Here is a 20,376-nt window from a genome sequence, read left to right on the forward strand (position 1 = left end):
CTCCTCAGCCCTCGACCGTGATGCCCATGGAACGGGCGGTGCCGGCGATGATCTTCGAGGCGGCCTCGATGTCGTTCGCGTTCAGGTCGGCCTGCTTCTGCTCGGCGATCTGACGGACCTGGTCCTTGGTGATCTTGCCGACCTTGACGGTGTGCGGGGTGGCCGAAGCCTTCTGCACGCCGGCCGCCTTCTTGATGAGCTCCGCCGCCGGCGGGGTCTTCAGGACGAAGGTGAAGCTGCGGTCCTCGTAGACGGTGATCTCGACGGGGATGACGTTGCCGCGCTGCGACTCGGTCGCGGCGTTGTACGCCTTGCAGAACTCCATGATGTTGACGCCATGCTGACCGAGCGCGGGGCCGATCGGCGGCGCCGGGTTGGCGGCACCGGCGTTGATCTGAAGCTTGATCAGGCCGGTCACCTTCTTCTTCGGTGCCATTCTCTTTCCTTTCCTCGAGGCGGATGCGAGCATCCGCTTCTCCCACGGCTCCGGCCTCTCCGGCCCGTGGTCGTCTCTACGCACGCCGAAGCGTCGCACAAACCACGTAAGTCTACCTGATCACTCCCCCGCTCGCGAGCCGGCCCCTTGCGTGCGAGCCGGCCCTCTGCGTGCGTCCGCAACGGGCCGGGAGACACGAAAGGGGGTGGGTCGGGGGAAAGAAAACGGCCGCCCCGGAAGAGGGCGGCCGTTCTCGTGACAGTGTCAGATCATCTTGGTGACCTGGTCGAACGACAGCTCGACCGGGGTCTCGCGCTCGAAGAGCGAGACGAGAACCGTGAGCTTGCCGCTCTCCGGCTTGATCTCGCTGATCGAACCGGGAAGACCCGCGAACGAGCCCTCCTTGATCGTGATGGTCTCGCCGACCTCGAAGTCGACCTCGGCGGGGAGCGGACGGGCGACGGCGACGCCACCCTTGGCCGCGATGTTCTTGGCGGTCGGCACGTCCTTGACCTCGACGAGGGACTTCAGCATGTTGAAGGCCTCTTCGAAGCGCAGCGGCGTCGGGTTGTGGGCGTTGCCCACGAAGCCGGTGACGCCGGGGGTGTGCCGCACGACCGACCAGGTGTCTTCCGTGAGCTCCATGCGCACCAGCACGTAGCCGGGGATGCGCACGCGGGTGACCATCTTGCGCTGGCCGTTCTTGATCTCGACGACGTCCTCCATCGGGACCTCGACCTGGTAGATCTCGTCCTCGACCTCGAGCGTCGACTTGCGCTGCTCGATGTTCGCCTTGACCTTGCGCTCGAAGCCGGCGTACGAGTGGATGACGTACCACTTGCCCGGGAGCATGCGCAGGTCCATGCGGAAGGCCTCGTACGGGTCTTCCTCGGAGGCCGACTCGTCCTCGTCGGACTCGGCGGCGGGACGGTCGTCCTCGCCGTTCACGTCGGGCCCCTCGTACGGGGTGACCTCGTCGGCCGCCTCGGCCTCCTGCTCCGCGGCCTCTTCGGCCACGGAATCGTTGAGGACCTCGGCGGCGGCTTCGGACTCCGCGGCTTCGTCCAGGTTCAGAGCGTCGTTCACGATGGCGTCCGCCTCCGGGTCGTCGATGTCGATGTCGATGTCTTCCGTCTCCTGCTCGCCGTCCTCGTCCTCGACGTGGACCGCGACGTGCTCGGCAGAGGTGACCGAGAGCTCCTCGGCGGCGAGCACGTTGCCCTCCTGGGCCTCGTCCTCCTCGCTGGACTGCTCTGCGGCGGTCGCCCAGTCGGCGTCGTCGGAATATCGTTCAGACACGTTGCTTCTTCTCCATAGCTGCGGCGGTCGCCGCGGGGGTCATCAGCCAGGGATTCCGAACACGTAGTGCGTCAGGAGCCCGAAGACGTAGTCGAGACCGTAGACGATGCCCATGACGATCAGGACGAAGACGAGCACCACACCCGTGAACTTGAAAAGCTCCTTGCGGGTCGGGGTGACGACCTTGCGCAGTTCGGCGATGACCTGGCGGATGAACAGGGCGATGCCCCCGAAGAACCGGGAGAAGGGGTTGCCCTTCTTCTGGCGCGTGGCGCCGGCCGCGACGACGTCGCCGCGCGGTTCGTCCTGATCCATCCTGAATGTACCTTTCGTGTGTCAGCGTGCGCTGACGCGCAGGGCGGACAGGAATCGAACCTGCAACCTGCGGTTTTGGAGACCGCTGCTCTGCCAATTGAGCTACCGCCCTAGAGACCCGGAGGTCTCGGGGATGCCCTCCCCACCCTGTCACCGGCCGATGTCGTAGACGCCAGGCACGGCGAAAGAATGCAGAGAACAACTGCTCACCAAGCATACGGCATCGATCCGGTGGTGCCGAACAGGAAGCGGAACCGGCGTTGTTGCTAGGCTCGGCGGGCGGACGAAGCAGGAAGGGAAGCATGTGAGTGGGGATGTGCAGCAGTTCCAAGTGGATCTGCGCGGAGTCGTCGATCTGCTCAGCCGGCACATCTACTCCAGTCCCCGGGTCTATCTGCGGGAACTGCTCCAGAACGCGAGGGACGCGATCGCGGCACGCCGCGAGGTCGACGGGGGCGGGAGCCGCATCCGCATCACGCCGCTCACCGCGCAGACCGGCGAGTTCGTGCTGCGCGACGACGGGGTGGGCCTGACCGCAGCCGAGGTCGCGGATCTGCTCGCGACCGTCGGACGCAGCTCCAAGCGGGATATCTTCGACCTTCCCCGGAGCGACTTCCTCGGCCAGTTCGGCATCGGGCTGCTGAGCTGCTTCATGGTGGCCGACACCATCGTCATCCGCTCCCGCAGCGCCAGAGGCGGCTCTGCGGTGGAGTGGACGGGCAGCGCCGACGGCACGTTCCGCGTCGCGGAGATCGACGACGACCTGCCGATCGGCACCAGCGTGCACCTCGTGCCGCGCTTCGACGCCGATGAGCTGCTGCGGCCGGCGGCCGTGCACGAGCTCGCGACCACGTTCGGGGAGTTCCTGCCGGTGCGGGTGACCATCGACGCACCCGGCGGGGACATCGACGTCACCCGCGAGCCCCCCTTCCTCGACCCCGCCGCCGACGTCGAGGCGGCCGTGCAGTACGGTCGCGACCTGCTCGGGGCCGCCCCGCTGGACGTGATCCCGCTGAGCGAGCCGGCGACCGGGACGCAGGGCCTGGCTTACGTGCTGCCCTTCGCTCCTCCGCCCGGCGCCCGCCAGGCGACCCGCATGTACCTCGGGCGCATGCTGCTGTCCGAGCGCGTCGACGACGTGCTGCCCGACTGGGCCTTCTTCGTGCGCGCCGTCGTCGACTCCACCGGCCTCGCGCCGACCGCGAGCCGCGAGTCCCTCGTCGAGGACACGGCCCTGGAGCACGTCCGGGAGCAGCTCGGCGCCGGGATCCGCCGCTGGGTGCTCGAGCTCGGGCTGCGCGAACCGCATCGCCTCGCCCAGTTCGTCGCCGTGCACGAGGTCGGACTCAAGTCGCTGGTGCGTCATGACGAGGAGCTCGCGCGTTTCATCACGCGCTGGCTCACCGTGGAGACCACGCACGGCACACTGCGGATCGGCGAGCTCGTGGAGCGGTATCCGCACGTGCGCTACGCCCAGACGGTCGACGAGTTCCGCCAGGTGGCTGGCATCTCGCCCTCGGACGAGGTGCTCGTCAACGGCGGCTACCTCTATGACGCGGACCTGATCCGCCTGCTCCCCGACCTCTACCCGCAGGTCACGGTGGAGAAGGTCGACGTGACCGGGGAGCTCGATCGCCTCGACCCGCCGCCGCTCGACGACCGGGACATCGCGATGGCGCTGGAGTCCCGCGCCGGCGCCGTGCTCGCCGCCTCCGACTGTGCCGTCGTCGTCAGGGCGATCGATCGCCCCGAGCTGACCGGACTCTACGTCGCGGATCCCGAGGTGCTGCGCACGATCGACCGCGGGCGCACCAAGGGCATCGCGAGCACGCTCTGGGGCGGGGTGCTCGACCGGATCGATCAGACGCTCTCCTCCGCGCGGGACGACGACCTCACGGCGCGACTGTGCCTGAACTGGTCGAACCGCGTCGTCCGCGCCCTCGTCCGCGTCGAGGACGATGCCGTGTTCGCGCGCACGGTCCAACTCCTCTACATCCAGGCGCTCCTCGCAGGACACCACCCGCTCTCGGACACCGACCGGGCCCTCATGACCAGCGCCCTCTCCGATCTCGTCTCGCTCTCCGCCGGCATCGAGGGGGACACGCTCCCCTTCGACGCGCGCTGACACCCCCGACTACCCGAAAGGGCCCTCCATGGCACGTCCGAAGAAGCGCTTCCAGCAGCTCATCGAGGAGATCGATCGCACCCCGTGGGGCCCGGCGGAGCAGGCCCTCGTGGCGGAGGCGGTGGCGCTGGCCGTCGAGATCGGCGACGAACGGCTGGAGTACGAAGCCCGGATGCGCCAGACCGCGTCGGCGAACATGGTCGGGGCCACCGACGTCATGCTCAACTCCTTCGCCTGGTGCCTCGCGCACCACGACGCCGACCCGCAGCGGTTCCCCGCCGACCTCGACAACGGCGGCGCCGACCTCATGTGGCAGTTCAAGTGGATGGCGTCGTCCCTACGCTCCTCCCCCGCCTTCTCGCAGGAGCAGATCGCCGCGGTGCTCGATGACATGGAGGCGCACTACCGCGCCGCAGGTCTCGGCCTCAGCGGCGTGCTGACCGCACGTTTCGAGGACGCCTGGGACGCGGGCCGGTTCGACGCCGCCGAAGCCCTGCGCGTGCAGCTCGAGGCCACGCCGCGGGACGAGCACAGCCACTGCGACGCCTGCAGCCGCAGCCAGTTCGCGGGCTTCTTCGCGGAGACCGACCGCGACGCCGACGCCATCCGCCTCGTCGAGGAGATGCTCGAGGGCGGCTTCTCGTGCGGCGAGGAGCCGGAGCACGCTCTGTCCCGCGTGCTGCTCCCGTATCTGCGCGCCGGTCGCACGGAGGACGCGAAGACCGCGCACCTGCGCAGCTACCGCCTGGCGAAGGACAACCCGGACAACCTGCGCATCGTCGCCAACAACATCGTGTTCGCGGCGATCACCGGCAACGAGGCGCGGGCACTGGCCCTGATCGAGAAGCACATCGCGTGGCTGGCCCACGACGGCCTCAACGTCGACGCGCACTTCGCCGCCCTCACCGCCTTCGCGGTCGCTCTCGACCGCGTCACCGCCGCCGGTCACGGCGACACCCCGGTCCGCGGCGCCGATGCCCCGGCGCTCGTGTCGCTGCTCGGCGCGCACGACGGCCCGTGGAGCGCGGCCGACCTGGCAGCGACCGCCTGGTCGACGGCGGAGCGCATCGGCGCCGACTTCGACGAGCGGGACGGCACCGACGGCCACGCCCGCAGCCTCGCCCGGATGCGTGCTCTCGCCGACGAGAGCTACGACGTCCCGATCCGCTCCGATGCGTTCGTCGCTCCGGCTCCGGCCACCGCTCCGGCGGATCCGCAGGCCTGGTACGAGCGGGCGATGCAGCTCGCGCAGTTCGGCGCCGAGCAGGAGACCCTCGCCGCGCTCCCGCACGCCCTGGAGATCGACGACGCCGCCAAGCGCGCGCAGCTCCTGTCGATGCACCTCGGCATCCTCGTCGCACTCGACCGCGTGGAGGAGGCCGAGCGCCTGCTTCCCGACCGGATCGCCGCGCTGCGGGCCGCCGGGAACGACGCGCAGGCCGACCTCGAGGAGCGTCTGGGCCTGGCGACGTTCGGCCTGCACACCGACGAGACCATGGCGGCGCTCGAAGAGGAGCTGGCCGAGGCCGACCGCCTTCCCGCGTGGTCGCGCGGCGACCTGGCGATCAGCCGCGCGTCGCTGCACCTCCGGGCGGAGGAGCCGGATGCGGCGCTCGACCTCGCCGAGCTCGCCGCGCGCTCGTTCGCGGAGGCCGAGGACACCCGGCTGTCCAACACCACGACCCTCGTCGCGATCGGCGCCGTGCTGAGCAAGGGCGACCTCGACGCCGGTCGCACGCTCCTCGACCGCTTCCTCTCCCAGGACGACCTCTCCGCCGGACACCGGGCCCACGCGCTGCAGACCCGGGCCCGCGTGCGCGGCGGCACGGGTGCGTACCAGGACGGGGCCGTCGACGCCGACGAGGTGTGCCGGCTGCTCGCCGAACTCGGGGCCACCAGGGCTCTCGCCGAGGCCCATGTGCTCGCGGGCGCGCTCTGGGAGGACGCGGAGGAGCCCGAGAAGGCCGTCGCCCGCTACCGACTGGCCGCTCGGTTGCAGGACGACGGCGATCGCACCGGCGTCGACTTCCGGCTGGCCAGGGCGATGCTCCGCGCGGGGGACGCGGAGGAGGCAGCCGAGCTCTTCGGCGACGTGCTCCAGCGCGAGGAGAACGCCGAGACTCCTGCGGGTTCGCGCGCCATGACCGCCTCGCTCCTGGCCCGGTCGCTTGCCGAGTCCGGAGAGTACGGACAGGCTGTCGGGGCGCACGGCTACGCGGCCGAGCTGTTCGGGCAGGCGGAGGCGCACGCCGACCAGGCCATGGCCATGACGGAGCAGGCGAAGATCCTCGCCCGCTTCGAGGAACACGACGACGCGGTGCGGCTGCTGGAGGGCGCTGCGGACATCGTGCGGCGCGCCCCTGAGGCCGTGGGCGCGCTGTCCGAGGTGCTGCACAGCCTCGGCCAGGCCTATGCCGGCCGGGGTGACGAGCGCGCCTTCCCCCTCTTCGACGAGGTCGCCGCGCTCGCCCAGGAGCACGAAGCCGGCTGGCTGCTCGCCGACGTGACCGACTCCCGCGGCCGCGCGCTGGCCCAGCTGGGCCGGATCGATGAGGCCGTCGCCGCCGCCCTCACCGCGGCGGACGGCTTCGCTGCGCTCGGCGACCAGGGCGCCGCCGGAAGCTCGGAACTGTTCGCGGGCAGGGTGCTCGCGGGGAACGACCGCCCGGCCGATGCTGTGCCGGTATACCGGAGCGCCCTGGAGCATGCCGAGGGCTTCCCGCCACTGCGTCAGGTGGCGGCGCTGGAGCTCGGCGACGTGCTGGAGGCACTGGGGCGGCACGCCGAGGCCGCCGAGGTCAGGGCCCTCGTCGAGAGCTGACGCGACACCGGCGCGGGATCCGGAGGGGATCCCGCGCCGATGCGGATGCGGCGGAGGCCCGCGTCAGAAGAGCTGACGCCAATTCGCCCGTGCGAGGTCGAGCAGCTCGTCTCCGCGACCCGACATGACCGTGCGGATCGCGTAGAGCGCGAAGCCCTTGACCTGCGCGGCCTCGATCGCGGGCGGCATGGACAGCTCCTGCCGCTCGGTCACGACGTCGAGGAGCGCAGGGCCGTCGTGCGCGAGGACCTCGCGGACGGCCTCCGGCAGATCCTCGCTACGCTCCACCCGACGGGCGAAGATCCCCATGGCCTCGGCGATCGCCGCGAAGCTGGGGTTGTCCAACCCGGTGCCGTAGGTGACGAAGCCGGCGGCCTTCATCTCCAGCTCCACGAAGTTCAGCGATGAGTTGTTCACCACGATCGTCTTGACCGGGAGTCCGTTCTGGGTGAGCGTGAGCAGCTCGCCGAGCATCATCGCGAGGCCGCCGTCGCCGGCGAGCGCCACGACCTGACGATCCGGATGTGCGACCTGCGCGCCGATGCCGTGCATCAGGGCGTTCGCCATCGAGCCGTGCGTGAACGATCCGATCAGCCGGCGCCCTTCGGTCATGGACAGGTACCGCGCGGCCCAGACGGTCGGCGACCCCACGTCGGCGGTGAAGATCGCGTCGTCGGCGGCGTACTCGTCGAGCAGCCGGGCGAGGTACTGCGGGTGGATGGGGCGCGTGCCCTTGGCCGGCACCGCGAGCTCGTCGAGCTTCTTCCGCGTCTTCCGGTAGTGGGCCACGGCGTCGTCGAGGTGGCCGCGGTCATCCTTCCGCGCGATGCGGGGCAGCAGGGCTTCGGCGGTGGCCTTCACGTCACCGACGAGACCGAGATCGAGCGGGTGGCGCTTGCCGAGCTGGGACCCGCGGATGTCGACCTGGATGGTGGTCGCGTGATCCGGGTAGAACTGCTCGTACGGGAAGTCGCTGCCGAGGACGAGGAGCGTGTCGGCCGCCTCCATGGCGCGGTAGCCGGACGCGAAGCCGAGCAGTCCCGTCATGCCGACGTCGAAGGGGTTGTCGTACTCGATGAACTCCTTGCCGCGCAGCGCGTGGACGATGGGGGCTCCGAGCGCGTCGGCGAGCGCGATCACCTCGTCGTGTGCGCCCTCGACGCCGGCCCCGGCGAGGATGGTGACCTTCTTGGCGGCGTTCAGCATCGTCGCGGCCTTCTCCAGCTCCGGGCCGCTGGGCTGGATCAGGGGGCGGGTGCGCTCGATCACCACGGCGCGGTCGTCCGCGATCTCCGACAGCGCCACGTCACCGGGGATCACGAGGACGGCGACGCCGCGCTGCTCGATGGCCGCGCGCATCGCGATCTCCATCAGCCGCGGCATCTGCGACGGGTCAGCGACGTATTCGACGTACACACTGCACTCGCGGAACAGCTCCTGCGGGTGGGTCTCCTGGAAGTAGCCGGTGCCGATCTCGACGGTCGGGATGTGCGCGGCGATGGCCAGCACCGGCACGCGGGAGCGCTGCGCGTCGTAGAGGCCGTTGATGAGGTGCAGGTTGCCGGGGCCGCACGAGCCCGCCACGACGGCGAGGTCACCGGTCGTGCCGGCGTCGGCCGCGGCGGCGAAGGCCGCGGACTCCTCGTGGCGCACGTGCACCCACCGGATCCGGCCGTCCTTGCGGAGGGCGTCCGTGAGTCCGTTCAGGGAGTCGCCCGGGATGCCGTAGACCCGGTCGACTCCGTTGGCGTTCAGAGTCTTGACGATGTTCTCAGCGACGTTGGCCATACCCCGACCCTACGCCCGCCCCGGCCTCCCCGGGCCGGGCTCAGTACTCCTGCGGGCCGTCCCGGTCGGGCTCGGGATCGCGCCGGAACGCGCGGCCGGACACCGATGCCGGGGCGATGCGCACGTACACGCGCTTGTCGGTCGGGATCCACGGGCGCAGGCCCGCCGCCTCCGCCCGCTCGATGTCGGCGTCGATCTCCAGAGCCTCCGCACGCCCGCGCACGATGACGCTCCAGGCGGCGGTGTCCGTGTGGTCGTCGACCTCGAAGAGCACGTCGGCGTTGACCGTCAGCTCGAACAGCTTGCTCCCGGGGGCCGTGCGGAACAGGAGTCCTTCGCCGTCGACGGCGTAGTTCACCGGGAAGATGTCGATGGTCTCGCCGACCCTCGTGACGAGCCGCCCGAGCTCCTGGCCGCGCAGGTGCTCCCAGCTCTGCTCCGCGGTGAGGGACTGGACCGGATCCGTGTGCGCACTCATGCCGCCATTGTGCCTCGTCCGTCCTCGACGCGCACCCCGTCGACCCGGCCCCTCTCGTGCGAGCGGCCCCCTTGCGTGCGTACGCAAGGGGGCCGCTCGGCCGCAACGGGGTGGGTCGACGGTCAGCCGATGCGGATCAGCTTCTTGTTGACGAACTCGTCGGCGGCCAGGTGGCCGAGCTCGCGGGCCGTGCCGCTGCGCTTGATGCCGCCGAACGGGAGCTCGGGGCTGTCGGCGAGCACAAGGTTCACGTAGACCATGCCGGCCTCGATCCGGTCGGCCACCCGCTCCGCCTGCGCCTCGTCCGTCGTGAAGACGTAGGAGCCGAGACCGAACGTGGTGTCGTTGGCCAGCGCGACCGCCGCGTCCTCGTCCGCGACGCGGTACACGACCGCCGCGGGGCCGAACAGCTCCTCCCGGTAGACGTCCATCTCCGGGGTCACGTCGGCGAGCACGGTCGGCGCGAAGAACGCTCCGTCGCGCGTGCCGCCCGTGAGCAGGGTCGCACCCTGGGCCACGGCGGTGTCGATCTGCTTCTGCAGGTTCTCCGCCGCCGCCTCCGACGAGACCGGACCGAGGACCGTGTCGTCGAGTGTGGGATCGGTCGCCTCGACAGCCGCCATCGCCGCCGTGAACTTCTCGACGAACGCGTCGTAGAGGTCGTCGACGATGATGAAGCGCTTGGCGCCGTTGCAGGCCTGACCGTTGTTGTCGAGCCGCGCATCCACACCCGCCTGCACGGTGGCGTCGAGGTCGTCGGTGGAGAGCACGATGAACGGGTCGGACCCGCCGAGCTCCAACGCGACCTTCTTGAGGTTGCGCCCGGCGATCTCGGCGACCGCGGCGCCGGCGCGCTCGGACCCGGTCAACGACACGCCCTGCACCCGCCAGTCCGCGATCATCGCCGCGATCTGGTCGTTCGTGGCGAGCACGTTCTGGTACGCGCCCTTCGGGAAGCCGGCGTCGTGGTAGATCGCCTCGATCGCGCTCGACGACTCCGGGCACTGCGGCGCGGGCTTCAGGAGGATCGTGTTGCCGACGATCAAGTTCGGCGCGGCGAAGCGCACGATCTGGTACGCCGGGAAGTTCCACGGCATGATGCCCACGAGCGGCCCCAGCGAGGAACGGCGGATGATCGCCGATCCCTCCCCGAGGATCTTGATGGGCTGGTCGGCCATGATGTCCTCGGCCTGGTCCGCGTAGTACTCGGCGATGTCGGCGGCGAAGTCGACCTCGCCGAGCGCGGCCTCCCGAGGCTTGCCCATCTCGCGCACGAAGATGTCGGCCAGCTCCTCGCGGCGCTCCCGGTGCAGCTCGGCCGCACGGCGCAGCAGCGCGGCACGGTCGGCGACCGTCGTGGAGCGCGACCACTCGCGGTGCGCCTCGTCGGCGGCTGCGACCGCCTCCTCGATCCGGGCGTCGGTGAACGTGTCGTACGACGCCAGGGTCTCGCCGGTGGCGGGGTTGACGACGGCGTAGTCGGTCATGTGTCTCCTCCTCTTGCCGTACCGGTCAGGAGACCGGTATCAGCGTGTACTTGGTGGACAGGTACTCGTGGATGCCCTCGAAGCCACCCTCGCGACCGACGCCGGACTGCTTGACGCCGCCGAAAGGAGCCGCCGCGTTGGAGACGACACCCACGTTCAGACCCATCATGCCGGTCTCCAGCGCGTCGATCATCCGCTGACCGCGCTGCAGGTTCTCGGTGAACACGTAGGAGACGAGGCCGTACTCGGTGTCGTTGGCGAGGCGCACGGCCTCGTCCTCGGTCTCGAAGGTCGCGATCGCGAGCACCGGGCCGAAGATCTCCTCGCGGAGGATCGCGGAGCCGGGGACGACGTCGGTGAGGACCGTGGGCTCGTAGAACGTGCCGGTGCCCTCGAGCGCCTTGCCGCCCGCGAGCAGGGTCGCGCCGCGCTCGACGGCGTCGTCCACGAGCTCGCCGGCCTTGGCCACCGCGTCCTCGTCGATGAGCGGGCCGATCGCCACGCCCTCCTCCGTGCCGCGGCCGATCTTCATGCCGTTGACACGCTCGGTGACGCGCTTGGCGAACTCGCCCGCGACGTCCTTGTGGACGATGAAGCGGTTCGCCGCCGTGCAGGCCTGACCGATGTTGCGGAACTTCGCGGCCAGCGCGCCGTCCACGGCCTTGTCGAGGTCCGCGTCGTCGAACACGACGAATGGCGCGTTGCCGCCGAGCTCCATCGAGACCCGCAGCACGCCCTCGGCCGCCTGGGCGATGAGCTTGCGGCCGACCTCGGTCGACCCGGTGAAGGACAGCTTGCGCAGACGCGGGTCGGCGATGATCGGCGCGGACAGGGCGCTCGACTTCGAGGTTTGCACGACGTTGACGACGCCCTTCGGCAGACCGGCCTCCTCGAGCAGCGTCGTGAAGAAGATGGTCGTGAGCGGCGTGAGTGCCGGGGGCTTGATCACCACGGTGCAGCCGGCGGCGAGGGCCGGGGCGATCTTGCGCGTGGCCATCGCGAACGGGAAGTTCCACGGCGTGACGAAGAACGACGGGCCGACGGGGCGCTGCGACACGATCATGTGACCGGTGCCCTCGGGGTTGAGGCCGTAGCGGCCGCTGATGCGCACGGCCTCCTCGCTGAACCAGCGGAGGAACTCGCCGCCGTAGGCGACCTCGCCGCGGGCCTCGGCGAGGGGCTTGCCCATCTCGAGCGTCATCAGCAGCGCGAGGTCCTCCTTGCGCTCCTGCACGAGGTCGAACGCCCGGCGCAGGATCTCGCCGCGCACGCGCGGCGCCGTCGCTGCCCACTCGTCCTGCGCGGCGACGGCGGCGTCGAGCGCCCGGATGCCGTCCGCGGGGGTGGCGTCGGCGATCGTGCGGATCACCTGGTTGGTCGAGGGGTCCTTGACGTCGAAGGTCGCGCCGGTCTCCCCCTCGATCCACTCCCCGCCGATGAAGAGGCCGGTGGGGATGCTGTCGAGCAGCGCCTGCTCGTTCTGAGTGCTCATGGATTCTCTCTCTTTCAGACGGACGTGGGACGACGGCGGCGGCTGGGCGGAGCGTCCATACCCAGCGTCTCACCGCGGAAGAAGGCGGGGCGGCGGATGGCGTTCCAGATCATCACGGCGATGCCGACGACGATGATGAGGATGCCGAGGATGAAGACGATCCCGATGCCGCCGATCTCCGACCCGGAGCCGTAGGCCGGGTCCATGGAGTCGATCAGCGTGGTGAAGAACAGGATCGCGAGGATGATGCCGCCCACCAGCGGGAACAGGAAGGTGAAGAAGACGTTCCGCGCCGAGTCGAACCACTGCTTGCGGAAGTACCAGACGCAGGCGAACGCCGTGATCCCGTAGTAGAAGCAGATCATCATGCCGAGCGTGAGGATCGTGTCCCACAGCGTGTCCTCGCTGACCACGCGCATCACGGCGTAGAACGCGGAGGCCACGATGGCCGACACGATGGTGGCGTAGCCCGGGGTGAAGAACCGGGGGCTCACCTTCGCGAACGACTTCGGCAGCGCGCCGTAGTGACCCATCGCGAGCAGGGTACGGGCCGGACCGACGAACGTCGACTGCAGCGACGACGCCGAGCTCGTGAGCACCGCGAGCGAGACGAGGAACGCGAGCGGCCCGAGGATCGGTCCGGAGAGGTGGAAGAACACGTTCTCCTGGATGTCGCCGTTGCCGAGGCCGAGCTCTCCGGTGCCGACACCCGCGAACATGATCATCGCGACGGCGAGGAGCAGGTAGAGCGAGACGATCGTGAGCACGGTGACGGTGGCCGCGCGACCCGGGGTCTTCTCCGGGTCCTTCGTCTCCTCGTTCATGGTGAGGGTGACGTCCCAGCCCCAGAAGATGAAGATCGACAGCGACAGACCGGCGGCGACGGCGCTGAACGACGAGATCGCGAACGGGTTGAACCAGTTGAGGTCGAACGGCTGGTAGTCGAAGCCGTTGCCGCCCACGGCCTGCACGATCGCGGCGACCGCGAAGAACACGAGCACGAGGATCTGGAATCCGACCAGCCAGTACTGCAGCTTCTGCGTGGTCTGCATGTCGCGGTACGACACCCATGTCGCGCCCAGCATGAAGAGCAGGCAGACGCCGATGTTGATCCAGGTGACGCCGGCGAGATCGGCGATCTCCGCGTTGCCCGTGATCTGCGACAGCAGCAGGAACAGGAAGTCGACCGCGACGCCGGCGAGGTTGGACAGCACGAGGATCGTGGCGACCACGAGGCCCCAGCCGGCCATCCAGCCCACCCACGGCCCGAACGCCCTGGCGGCCCAGGTGAAGGAGGTGCCGGAGTCGGGCATGCGGTTGTTGAGCTCGCGGTAGCCGAAGGCCACGAGGAGCATCGGGATGAAGCCGACGAGGATGATCGCCGGGATCTGCGCGCCGACCTCGGACGCGGTGGGGCCGACGGCGGCCGTGAAGGTGTAGGCGGGGGCGATGCACGAGATGCCGATCACGACGGCGCCGATCAGGCCGACGGTGCCGGCGCTCAGGCCCTTCGTCGAGATTCCGGTCGTGACGCCGGATGCGGGCTCCGTCGCCCGGTTGGTGCTGCTCATCAGCGGTCTCCTGCTTCATCGCGGGTACGCGGGACGACGATCATGGGGACGGGCAGCTCGTGCAGCATCTTCGCCGCCGTGGAGCCCAGGAAGAGTCGGCGCGGCTGCGCCAGCCGGCTGGAGCCGACGAGCACGACCTCACCGGGGAGCCAGGAGAGCCCGGCGACGGCGTCCTCCACCGTCTCGCCGGGGGCCTCCTCGACGACGGCGCCGAGACCGTCCGGCAGCCGCTCGGCGGCCACGGCCAGCACCTTGTGCGCGTGCTCGCTGCCGGCGAGGCGGATGGCGCCGGTGTCGAGCCCCGGCGGCACGTCGAACGGCACGAGGGACACCAGTCGGAGGCTCACCTCGGCGGCGCCGGCGAGGGCGACGGCCTGGTCGAGCACGCCCTCCGCGCCGGGACGGGTGCCGACGGCGACGGTGACGCGCGGGAGCACGTGGTCGTCCTGCTGCGCGAGACCGGCCGGCGCGAGAGCCACAGGGATCGGCGAGGAGTGCAGCAGCTCCGATGCGACGCTGCCCAGCCGGTGCCGGCCGAAGAGACCTCCGCCGGCGGTGCCGATCACGATGACGCTGGCGTCGAACTCCTCACCGGCGGCGATGAGGCCCTCGGCGAACGACTCCGAGAAGCGCACATGGCCGCTGCGCACGAGCTCCTGCGGCAGACGCACGACCGCGTCCTGCAGCCAGCTCCGCGCCTGCTTCCGGATGACGTCCTCGTAGGCGCGCTCCGGCGGCACGGCGGCGCTCCGGGTGCCCTCGGTCGGCAGCACGATCACGAGGTGCAGGGTCGCGCCGATGCTGCGCGCCAGTCGCGCGCCCAGCGCCGCCGCGTCCGCCCCCGCATCCGTCGCCGTGTAGCCGACGACGACCGAGCCGGTCATCAGCCGATGCTCTCGGGAGCGCCGGTCTCGCGACGGGCGTCGACGATGTTCGCCGCGACGAGGTGGCCCATGCGGATCGCCCCGTCGACGTGCTGGTAACCCGCTCCTGCCATGTCGCTGCAGGCGAAGTGGATCGGTCCGACCGGCGTGCGCAGGTCGGCGCCGTAGCGGTGCAGTCCGCCGAGGTCGAAGCTCGCCGCGTACGCGCCGCGGGTCCACTCCTCGCTGCCCCAGTCGCTCTCGTAGTAGACGACCGGGTTCTTGGCCTCGGGACCGTAGTAGTGCGAGAGCGACTCGAGGATGCGCTCCTTGCGCTCCTCGGCCGACAGCTCGAACACGCCGTCGGCGTTCGCGTCGGAGACGAAGCCGACCAGGGTGCCGCGCTCGTCGCCGTGGTTGGTGTTGTCGTACGCCTCGTGCGAGAGCTCGTACGGGCTGAACGCCGTGCCGCTCAGGCCCTGCTCGCGCCAGAACGGGCGGTCGTAGACCGCGTGCACCTTGATGACGAAGCCCATCGACAGGTGCTGGTGCAGCTGGTGCTGGCGACGCGGCAGCGGCGGGACGAAGGAGATGCGGTTGTAGAGGATGGGGGCGTGCGCGAGGATCGCGTACCGCGCCCGGACCGTGAGGTCGTCGGTGGTCGCCACGACCCCGTCGTCCGACCACTCCAGGCTGCGGACGGGCTGGTTCAGCAGCACGTCGTCTCCCAGGCGCTCGGCGAGGCGCAGCGGCACCTGCTGCAGACCGCCCACGACGCGCTTGTCGAGGATGAAGTCGGCGTCGACGAGGTTCGAGTACGAGCCGGCGGACGCCGCCATCAGCAGCGACTGCAGCAGCGAGAACGCGTGGGTCGGCTTGGTCAGCATCGCCGAGCCGGTCGCGAAGGCGAGGTTGCGCACGGCCTCGTCGTCGTCGGTCTGCGAGCGCAGCCAGGCGTCCCAGGAGATCGAGTCCCACTCCGCCGCGTTCGGGTGCTCCCACGGCCGGTCCGGGTCGATCTCGGCGACGAGGGCGTCGAGGATGCCGGTGATGCGGGCGATCACGGCCTCGGTCTCCGCCGACACCGGGAACATCTCGCCCGTGAAGCGGTGGGCCTGGCCATCCGGGCCGACGTAGACGCTGTCACCCTCGCGGTACCGGCTGTAGGTCTCGAGCCCCAGCTCCTCGATCGTGTCCTTGAGGGCGTCCTGGTCGGGCGAGACCCACTGGCCGCCGATCTCCAGCATGGCGCCGTCGATGACGTCGGTCCACAGCCGGCCACCCACGCGGTCGCGGGCCTCCAGCACGGCGACCGACAGTCCGGCCTTCCGCAGGTCGTTGGCCGCCGTGAGCCCTGCGGCTCCGGCGCCCACGATCAGCACGTCGCGGGTGATCTCAGCCATCTGCAACTCCTTCGTCGTCGGGGGATGCGGGGGATGAAGTACCGGTCGCGTCCCGAAATCCCCCGATCCGGGGACGCGACCGGACAGTGTCAGGCGCCGGCGAGCGCCTCGGCCACGACGTCGAGGCCCTCGTTCAGCAGCTCGTCGCCGATGGACAGCGGCGGGAGGAAGCGGATGACGTTGCCGTACGTGCCGCAGGTGAGGACGATGACGCCCTGAGCGATGCACGCCTTGGCCACGGCGGCAGTGAGCGCGGCGTCCGGAGCCTTGGTCTCCGGGTCCACGAACTCAGCCGCGACCATCGCGCCGTGACCACGGACGTCGCCGATGCGGGCGTCCTCGGCCTGGAGGGCGGTGAGGCGGCCGATGAGGATCTCGCCGATCTCGCGGGCCCGCTCGATGACACCGTCGTTCTCGAACACGTCGATGGCCGCGAGCGCCGCCGCGCAGGCGATCGGGTTGCCGCCGTAGGTCCCGCCGAGGCCGCCGGAGTGCGAGGCGTCCATGATCTCGGCGCGACCGGTCACGGCCGCGAGGGGCAGCCCGCCCGCGATGCCCTTGGCGGTGGTGATGAGGTCGGGCTCGATGCCGAAGATCTCGCTGGCGAACATGTGCCCGGTGCGGGCGAAGCCGGTCTGCACCTCGTCGGCGATGAAGACGACGCCGTTCGCGCGGCACCAGTCGACGATCGCGGGGAGGAAGCCGTCGGCGGGGACGATGAAGCCGCCCTCGCCCTGGATGGGCTCGATGATGACGGCCGCGAGGTTGTCGGCACCGATCTGCTTCTCGAGCTGGAGGATCACGCGGGCCGCGGCCTCGCCGCCCTCGAGTCCGTCGCGGAACGGGTAGGACATCGGCGCGCGGTAGACCTCGGGGGCGAACGGGCCGAAGCCGCTCTTGTAGGGCATCGACTTCGCGGTCAGCGCCATGGTGAGGTTCGTGCGGCCGTGGTAGCCGTGGTCGAACGCGACGACGGCCTGGCGACCGGTGTGCTTGCGGGCGATCTTGATCGCGTTCTCGACGGCCTCGGCGCCGGAGTTGAACAGGGCGCTCTTCTTGGCGAAGTCACCGGGGGTGACGCGGTTAAGCGCCTCGGCGACGCCGACGTACGACTCGTACGGCGAGATCATGAAGCAGGTGTGCGTGAACTGCGCCGCCTGCGCGGCGACGGCCGCGGCGACCTTCGGGTGCGCGTTGCCGACGGTGGTGACGGCGATGCCGGAGCCGAGGTCGATGAGCGAGTTGCCGTCGGCGTCGACGACCACCCCTCCCCCGGCCGCGACGGCGGCGACGGGCACGGTGTGGCCCACACCGGCGGCGACCGCGTCCGCCTTGCGGGTGAGGACCTCGGCCGACCGCGGGCCGGGGAGTTCCGTGACGAGGCGACGCTCCTGCGGGAGGTCGGGGCCGCCGAGGGGGACTGCGGGTGCTGCGGTGTCGAGGAGAGCCATGCCGCGAGCGTACGGCGACGGCGAAGACGGCCGCATTCGCCCGATTGTACAATCGGAGAATTGATTTCGCCGTCCCGTACAACCGGAGATCGCATGCCCCCCACCGAGCCCTCCACGCTGTCCGCCCTGCTGCGGCGTCGGGATCTCGACCTGCGTCTCGTCTCCGCCGTCGCCGACCTGCCGGACGGCGCCCTCGACCGGCCGCTGCGCTGGGTGCACAGCTCGGATCTCGCGGACCCGACCCCGTTCCTCGCGGAGGACCTCGTCCTGCTCACGACCGGCACCCAGTTCGACGATGCGGACGACATCGCCCCCTACGTCGTGCGTCTCGCCGAGCGCGGCGTGCTGGGCCTCGGGTTCGGCACGGACGTGCACCGCTCCGGCACACCGGAGGAGCTGATCGCGGCGTGCGCCGCACAGGGCATCCCTCTGTTCGAGGTGCCGTACCGCACGCCGTTCATCGCCGTGGCCCGCGCGCACTCCGAGGCGATCGCGGCGCAGGCGTACGCCCGACGCACCTGGGCGCTGGACACGCAGCGCGCCCTCGCCCTCGCCGCGCTCCGGCCGCGCGGGCTCGAGGCGATCATCACCGAGCTCGGCCGTCGGCTCGACGCGTGGGCCGGGATGTTCGACGCGACGGGCGACCTCCTCGTCACCCACCCCCGCGATGCCTTCTCGACGGCTGTCCGGGAAGAGCTCGGGACGCGGGTCCAGGAGATCCTCGACCGCGGACTCGAGGCGGGGCAGTCCCTCACCCTCGAGGCGCACACCTTCATGCTCTTCACGGTGGGGAGGGGCGGGCACCTGCGCGGCGTCCTCGCCGTGGAGGCCGACGCCCTCGACCAGGAGGCCAGAGCCGTCGTCACCTCGGTCATCGCGATGGCGGGGCTCGCGCGGGAGCAGAGCGAGCAGCTCGCCCGCGGCCGACGCCGCCTGCACACGCAGCTGCTGCGCTCGCTCCTGGGCGACGACCCCGGCCTCGCCCGACGGGTGCTCGGCAGCCTTCCGCCCGCCCCCGTGGTGGTCGCCGTGACCGGAGACGCCCCGGCGGAACCGCTCCTCGACTGGTGGGAGCGCCGGCGCCTCGAGCACGGGACCCCGGCCTTCCTCGCGGACTCCGAGGACGGCGTGGTCATCTGCGTCTCCGCGACCGACGAATCGCTCCTCGACGACGTGGCCGCACGCTTCACCGCCCGCGTCGGCGTCTCCGCACCGGAGGGGTACGACGCCTTCTCCCGGGCCCACTCACAGGCCCTCGTCGCCCTCCGGCAGCCGGGCACGAGCGGTGCCGTCCGCTACGCCGACACGGTCGGATCCAGTCTGCTCACCGCACTGGCGACGGATGAGGCCCGGCTCGTCGCGGAGTCGCGGCTCGCCCCGCTCCGGGAGCACGACGCCGCCCACGGCACCGCGCTCGAACACGCGCTGCGCACCTGGCTCGACCACGACGCGCGGGCCGAGCAGGCCGCAGCCGCCTTGGGCATCCACCGGCACACCCTCCGCTCCCGGGTCTCCCACGCCGGTGCCCTCCTCGGGGTCGACCTGACGACCTTCCCGGCCCGGGCCGAGGTGTGGGCCCTCCTGCAGACCGCCCGCGACTGACCCGGCCCCTTCCGTCCCTGCCTCTCCCCCTTTCCCCCGCGACGCCCGCACGACCTCACCACGTATGCACGACGGATCGGCCCGCCAACTCGTGCACCCGGACCGGGATCGTGCCGCCGGAACCGGTCGGCCCGGGAGGGGGTCCGGGGTCGTGTCGGCCAGCAGAATCTGCCGCGACCGACCCGGCCCCACCCGTGCCCACCTCTCCCGCGACACCTGCAGGACCTCACCACGTATGCACGACGGATCGGCCCGATGAGTCGTGCACCCGGACCGGGATCGTGCACCCGGAACCCGGAACTCGAACCGCGGAACCGGAGTCGGATCGGTGTCAGCGGGCGAGGAGCCGCCGGGATGCTGTGATGTCGGCGGCGGTCCGGGCGACGAGCTCCTCGACCGCGTCGAAGCGCAGCGTCGGCCGGAGCAGCGCCACGAGCTCGACCGACAGCCGTTGTCCGTAGAGGTCGCGGTCGACGTCGTGCAGGTGCACCTCGAGTCGCCGCGCCCGGTCGCCGCAGAACGTCGGGTTGGCCCCGACGCTCGCCGTCGCCTCCCACCGCCGGTCGTCATCGGGCAGCCGCGCCCAGGCCGCGTAGATGCCGTCGTCGGGCAGCAGCCGCTCGGGCAGGGCGAGGTTCGCGGTCGGGAAGCCGAGCAGTCGCCCGCGGCCGTCGCCGGGGACGACGAGGCCGGAGAGCACCGGGAGCGCCGGTCCGGTCACACGTCTGCGGCGGGCGAGATCGCGCGGTAGCGGCTCTGGTGGAACACGAGCGGCTCGACGTCGTCGAAGAGCGTCACGTCCTGGATCTCGTAGAGCGCGATCTCGTGGTCGCCGCCGTCGAACGTGCTGTGCAGCCGGCAGGTGAGCCAGAGCGCGGCGTCGTCGATCAACACGGCCCCACCCTCGGAGCGATGCCAGGCATGGCCGCCGAACCGGTCCCCTTCGCGCGCGGACAGCGAGCGGCTGAGCGGCTCGTGGTGCGCGGCGAGGACGCTCATCCCCAGTTCGGGGACGGCGCGCAGCACGGGCCACGTCTTCGAGGTGCGGGCGGCGCTGACGGCGACGAGCGCGGGCTCCAGCGAGATCGAGGTGAAGGAGTTGACCGCCATCCCGACGGCGCGATCCTCGACGTGCGCGGCGAGCGCGACCACACCGGTCGGGTAGACGGAGAAGGCGCGACGGAGAGCGCGGTCCCGCGGCAGGGCGTCGGTCACGGCAGTGGTCATCACGAAGTCCTTTCGTTA

At 70.8% G+C, this 20,376-nt stretch carries 16 protein-coding genes and 1 tRNA gene; 3 read left to right on the forward strand and 14 right to left on the reverse strand.

Annotation, left to right across the window (positions count from 1 at the left end; genetic code table 11):
- Positions 1-4: 4 nt before the first annotated feature.
- From rplK to DW296_RS13110, 4 genes are all read right to left on the reverse strand, one after another.
- A complete protein-coding gene (rplK, locus tag DW296_RS13095) occupies positions 5-436 on the reverse strand; it encodes a 50S ribosomal protein L11 (RefSeq protein ID WP_025102337.1) in 432 nt (143 codons plus the stop codon).
- Positions 437-700: 264 nt separating this feature from the next.
- A complete protein-coding gene (gene nusG / locus DW296_RS13100; RefSeq protein WP_136052584.1) occupies positions 701-1,735 on the reverse strand; it encodes a transcription termination/antitermination protein NusG in 1,035 nt (344 codons plus the stop codon).
- 42 nt (positions 1,736-1,777) lie between these two features.
- Positions 1,778-2,050, reverse strand: a complete 273-nt coding sequence (gene secE / locus DW296_RS13105) for a preprotein translocase subunit SecE (RefSeq protein WP_025102339.1) — start codon at positions 2,048-2,050, stop codon at positions 1,778-1,780.
- Between the two features lie 39 nt (positions 2,051-2,089).
- A tRNA-Trp gene (locus DW296_RS13110) sits at positions 2,090-2,162 on the reverse strand.
- A 219-nt stretch (positions 2,163-2,381) separates the two neighbouring features.
- On the opposite strand from DW296_RS13110, the gene DW296_RS13115 reads away from it, so the two are divergent.
- Both DW296_RS13115 and DW296_RS13120 read left to right on the forward strand, forming a co-directional pair.
- Positions 2,382-4,175 (forward strand): HSP90 family protein, encoded by a 1,794-nt coding sequence (locus DW296_RS13115; RefSeq protein WP_240743090.1) that lies wholly within the window; start codon positions 2,382-2,384, stop codon positions 4,173-4,175.
- A 28-nt stretch (positions 4,176-4,203) separates the two neighbouring features.
- Complete coding sequence (locus tag DW296_RS13120) at positions 4,204-6,996, forward strand: hypothetical protein (RefSeq protein WP_136052586.1); 2,793 nt, start codon at positions 4,204-4,206, stop codon at positions 6,994-6,996.
- A gap of 63 nt (positions 6,997-7,059) precedes the next feature.
- On the opposite strand, the gene poxB is transcribed toward DW296_RS13120, so the two are convergent.
- The 8 genes from poxB to gabT all read right to left on the reverse strand — a co-directional run bounded on the left by poxB (position 7,060) and on the right by gabT (position 17,529).
- Positions 7,060-8,784, reverse strand: a complete 1,725-nt coding sequence (poxB, locus tag DW296_RS13125; RefSeq protein ID WP_136052587.1) for a ubiquinone-dependent pyruvate dehydrogenase — start codon at positions 8,782-8,784, stop codon at positions 7,060-7,062.
- Positions 8,785-8,824: 40 nt separating this feature from the next.
- Entirely contained in the window at positions 8,825-9,262 is a 438-nt protein-coding gene (locus DW296_RS13130) for a pyridoxamine 5'-phosphate oxidase family protein (RefSeq protein WP_136052588.1), read from the reverse strand.
- A 122-nt stretch (positions 9,263-9,384) separates the two neighbouring features.
- The gene (locus tag DW296_RS13135; RefSeq protein ID WP_136052589.1) at positions 9,385-10,749 is read right to left on the reverse strand and encodes an NAD-dependent succinate-semialdehyde dehydrogenase; all 1,365 of its coding nucleotides are present in this window, start codon (positions 10,747-10,749) and stop codon (positions 9,385-9,387) included.
- A 25-nt stretch (positions 10,750-10,774) separates the two neighbouring features.
- Complete coding sequence (locus DW296_RS13140) at positions 10,775-12,241, reverse strand: NAD-dependent succinate-semialdehyde dehydrogenase (RefSeq protein ID WP_060923240.1); 1,467 nt, start codon at positions 12,239-12,241, stop codon at positions 10,775-10,777.
- Between the two features lie 14 nt (positions 12,242-12,255).
- The gene (locus DW296_RS13145) at positions 12,256-13,812 is read right to left on the reverse strand and encodes an APC family permease (RefSeq protein ID WP_025102346.1); all 1,557 of its coding nucleotides are present in this window, start codon (positions 13,810-13,812) and stop codon (positions 12,256-12,258) included.
- A complete protein-coding gene (locus tag DW296_RS13150; protein WP_071328919.1) occupies positions 13,812-14,696 on the reverse strand; it encodes a universal stress protein in 885 nt (294 codons plus the stop codon). The genes DW296_RS13145 and DW296_RS13150 overlap by 1 nt, the downstream gene beginning before the upstream one ends.
- Positions 14,696-16,078: a flavin monoamine oxidase family protein gene (locus tag DW296_RS13155; RefSeq protein WP_136052590.1), complete on the reverse strand. Its 1,383-nt coding sequence runs from the start codon at positions 16,076-16,078 to the stop codon at positions 14,696-14,698. The genes DW296_RS13150 and DW296_RS13155 overlap by 1 nt, the downstream gene beginning before the upstream one ends.
- Positions 16,079-16,167: 89 nt before the next feature.
- Complete coding sequence (gabT, locus tag DW296_RS13160) at positions 16,168-17,529, reverse strand: 4-aminobutyrate--2-oxoglutarate transaminase (protein ID WP_136052591.1); 1,362 nt, start codon at positions 17,527-17,529, stop codon at positions 16,168-16,170.
- A 93-nt stretch (positions 17,530-17,622) separates the two neighbouring features.
- Between gabT and DW296_RS13165 the strand changes: the two genes are divergently transcribed.
- Entirely contained in the window at positions 17,623-19,131 is a 1,509-nt protein-coding gene (locus DW296_RS13165) for a PucR family transcriptional regulator (protein ID WP_136052592.1), read from the forward strand.
- 331 nt (positions 19,132-19,462) lie between these two features.
- Here DW296_RS13165 and DW296_RS13170 read toward each other — a convergent pair whose 3' ends face one another.
- Positions 19,463-19,852: a riboflavin kinase gene (locus DW296_RS13170; RefSeq protein ID WP_136052593.1), complete on the reverse strand. Its 390-nt coding sequence runs from the start codon at positions 19,850-19,852 to the stop codon at positions 19,463-19,465.
- Positions 19,849-20,358 carry a flavin reductase family protein gene (locus DW296_RS13175; RefSeq protein ID WP_025102351.1) on the reverse strand — a complete coding sequence of 170 codons (510 nt, stop codon included), beginning with the start codon at positions 20,356-20,358 and terminating at the stop codon, positions 19,849-19,851. The genes DW296_RS13170 and DW296_RS13175 overlap by 4 nt, the downstream gene beginning before the upstream one ends.
- Positions 20,359-20,376: the final 18 nt, after the last annotated feature.

Source organism: Microbacterium sp. K36 (assembly GCF_004794355.1).
GTDB lineage: Bacteria > Actinomycetota > Actinomycetes > Actinomycetales > Microbacteriaceae > Microbacterium > Microbacterium paraoxydans_D.

Coding starts and splice junctions, on each gene's coding strand:
- DW296_RS13130 (WP_136052588.1), bottom strand. CDS start 9,262: ATGAGTGCGCACACGGATCCGGTCCAGTCCCTCACCGCGGAGCAGAGC.
- gabT (WP_136052591.1), bottom strand. CDS start 17,529: ATGGCTCTCCTCGACACCGCAGCACCCGCAGTCCCCCTCGGCGGCCCC.
- DW296_RS13165 (WP_136052592.1), top strand. CDS start 17,623: ATGCCCCCCACCGAGCCCTCCACGCTGTCCGCCCTGCTGCGGCGTCGG.
- DW296_RS13140 (WP_060923240.1), bottom strand. CDS start 12,241: ATGAGCACTCAGAACGAGCAGGCGCTGCTCGACAGCATCCCCACCGGC.
- poxB (WP_136052587.1), bottom strand. CDS start 8,784: ATGGCCAACGTCGCTGAGAACATCGTCAAGACTCTGAACGCCAACGGA.
- DW296_RS13155 (WP_136052590.1), bottom strand. CDS start 16,078: ATGGCTGAGATCACCCGCGACGTGCTGATCGTGGGCGCCGGAGCCGCA.
- DW296_RS13150 (WP_071328919.1), bottom strand. CDS start 14,696: ATGACCGGCTCGGTCGTCGTCGGCTACACGGCGACGGATGCGGGGGCG.
- DW296_RS13135 (WP_136052589.1), bottom strand. CDS start 10,749: ATGACCGACTACGCCGTCGTCAACCCCGCCACCGGCGAGACCCTGGCG.
- DW296_RS13145 (WP_025102346.1), bottom strand. CDS start 13,812: ATGAGCAGCACCAACCGGGCGACGGAGCCCGCATCCGGCGTCACGACC.
- DW296_RS13120 (WP_136052586.1), top strand. CDS start 4,204: ATGGCACGTCCGAAGAAGCGCTTCCAGCAGCTCATCGAGGAGATCGAT.
- secE (WP_025102339.1), bottom strand. CDS start 2,050: ATGGATCAGGACGAACCGCGCGGCGACGTCGTCGCGGCCGGCGCCACG.
- DW296_RS13175 (WP_025102351.1), bottom strand. CDS start 20,358: ATGACCACTGCCGTGACCGACGCCCTGCCGCGGGACCGCGCTCTCCGT.
- rplK (WP_025102337.1), bottom strand. CDS start 436: ATGGCACCGAAGAAGAAGGTGACCGGCCTGATCAAGCTTCAGATCAAC.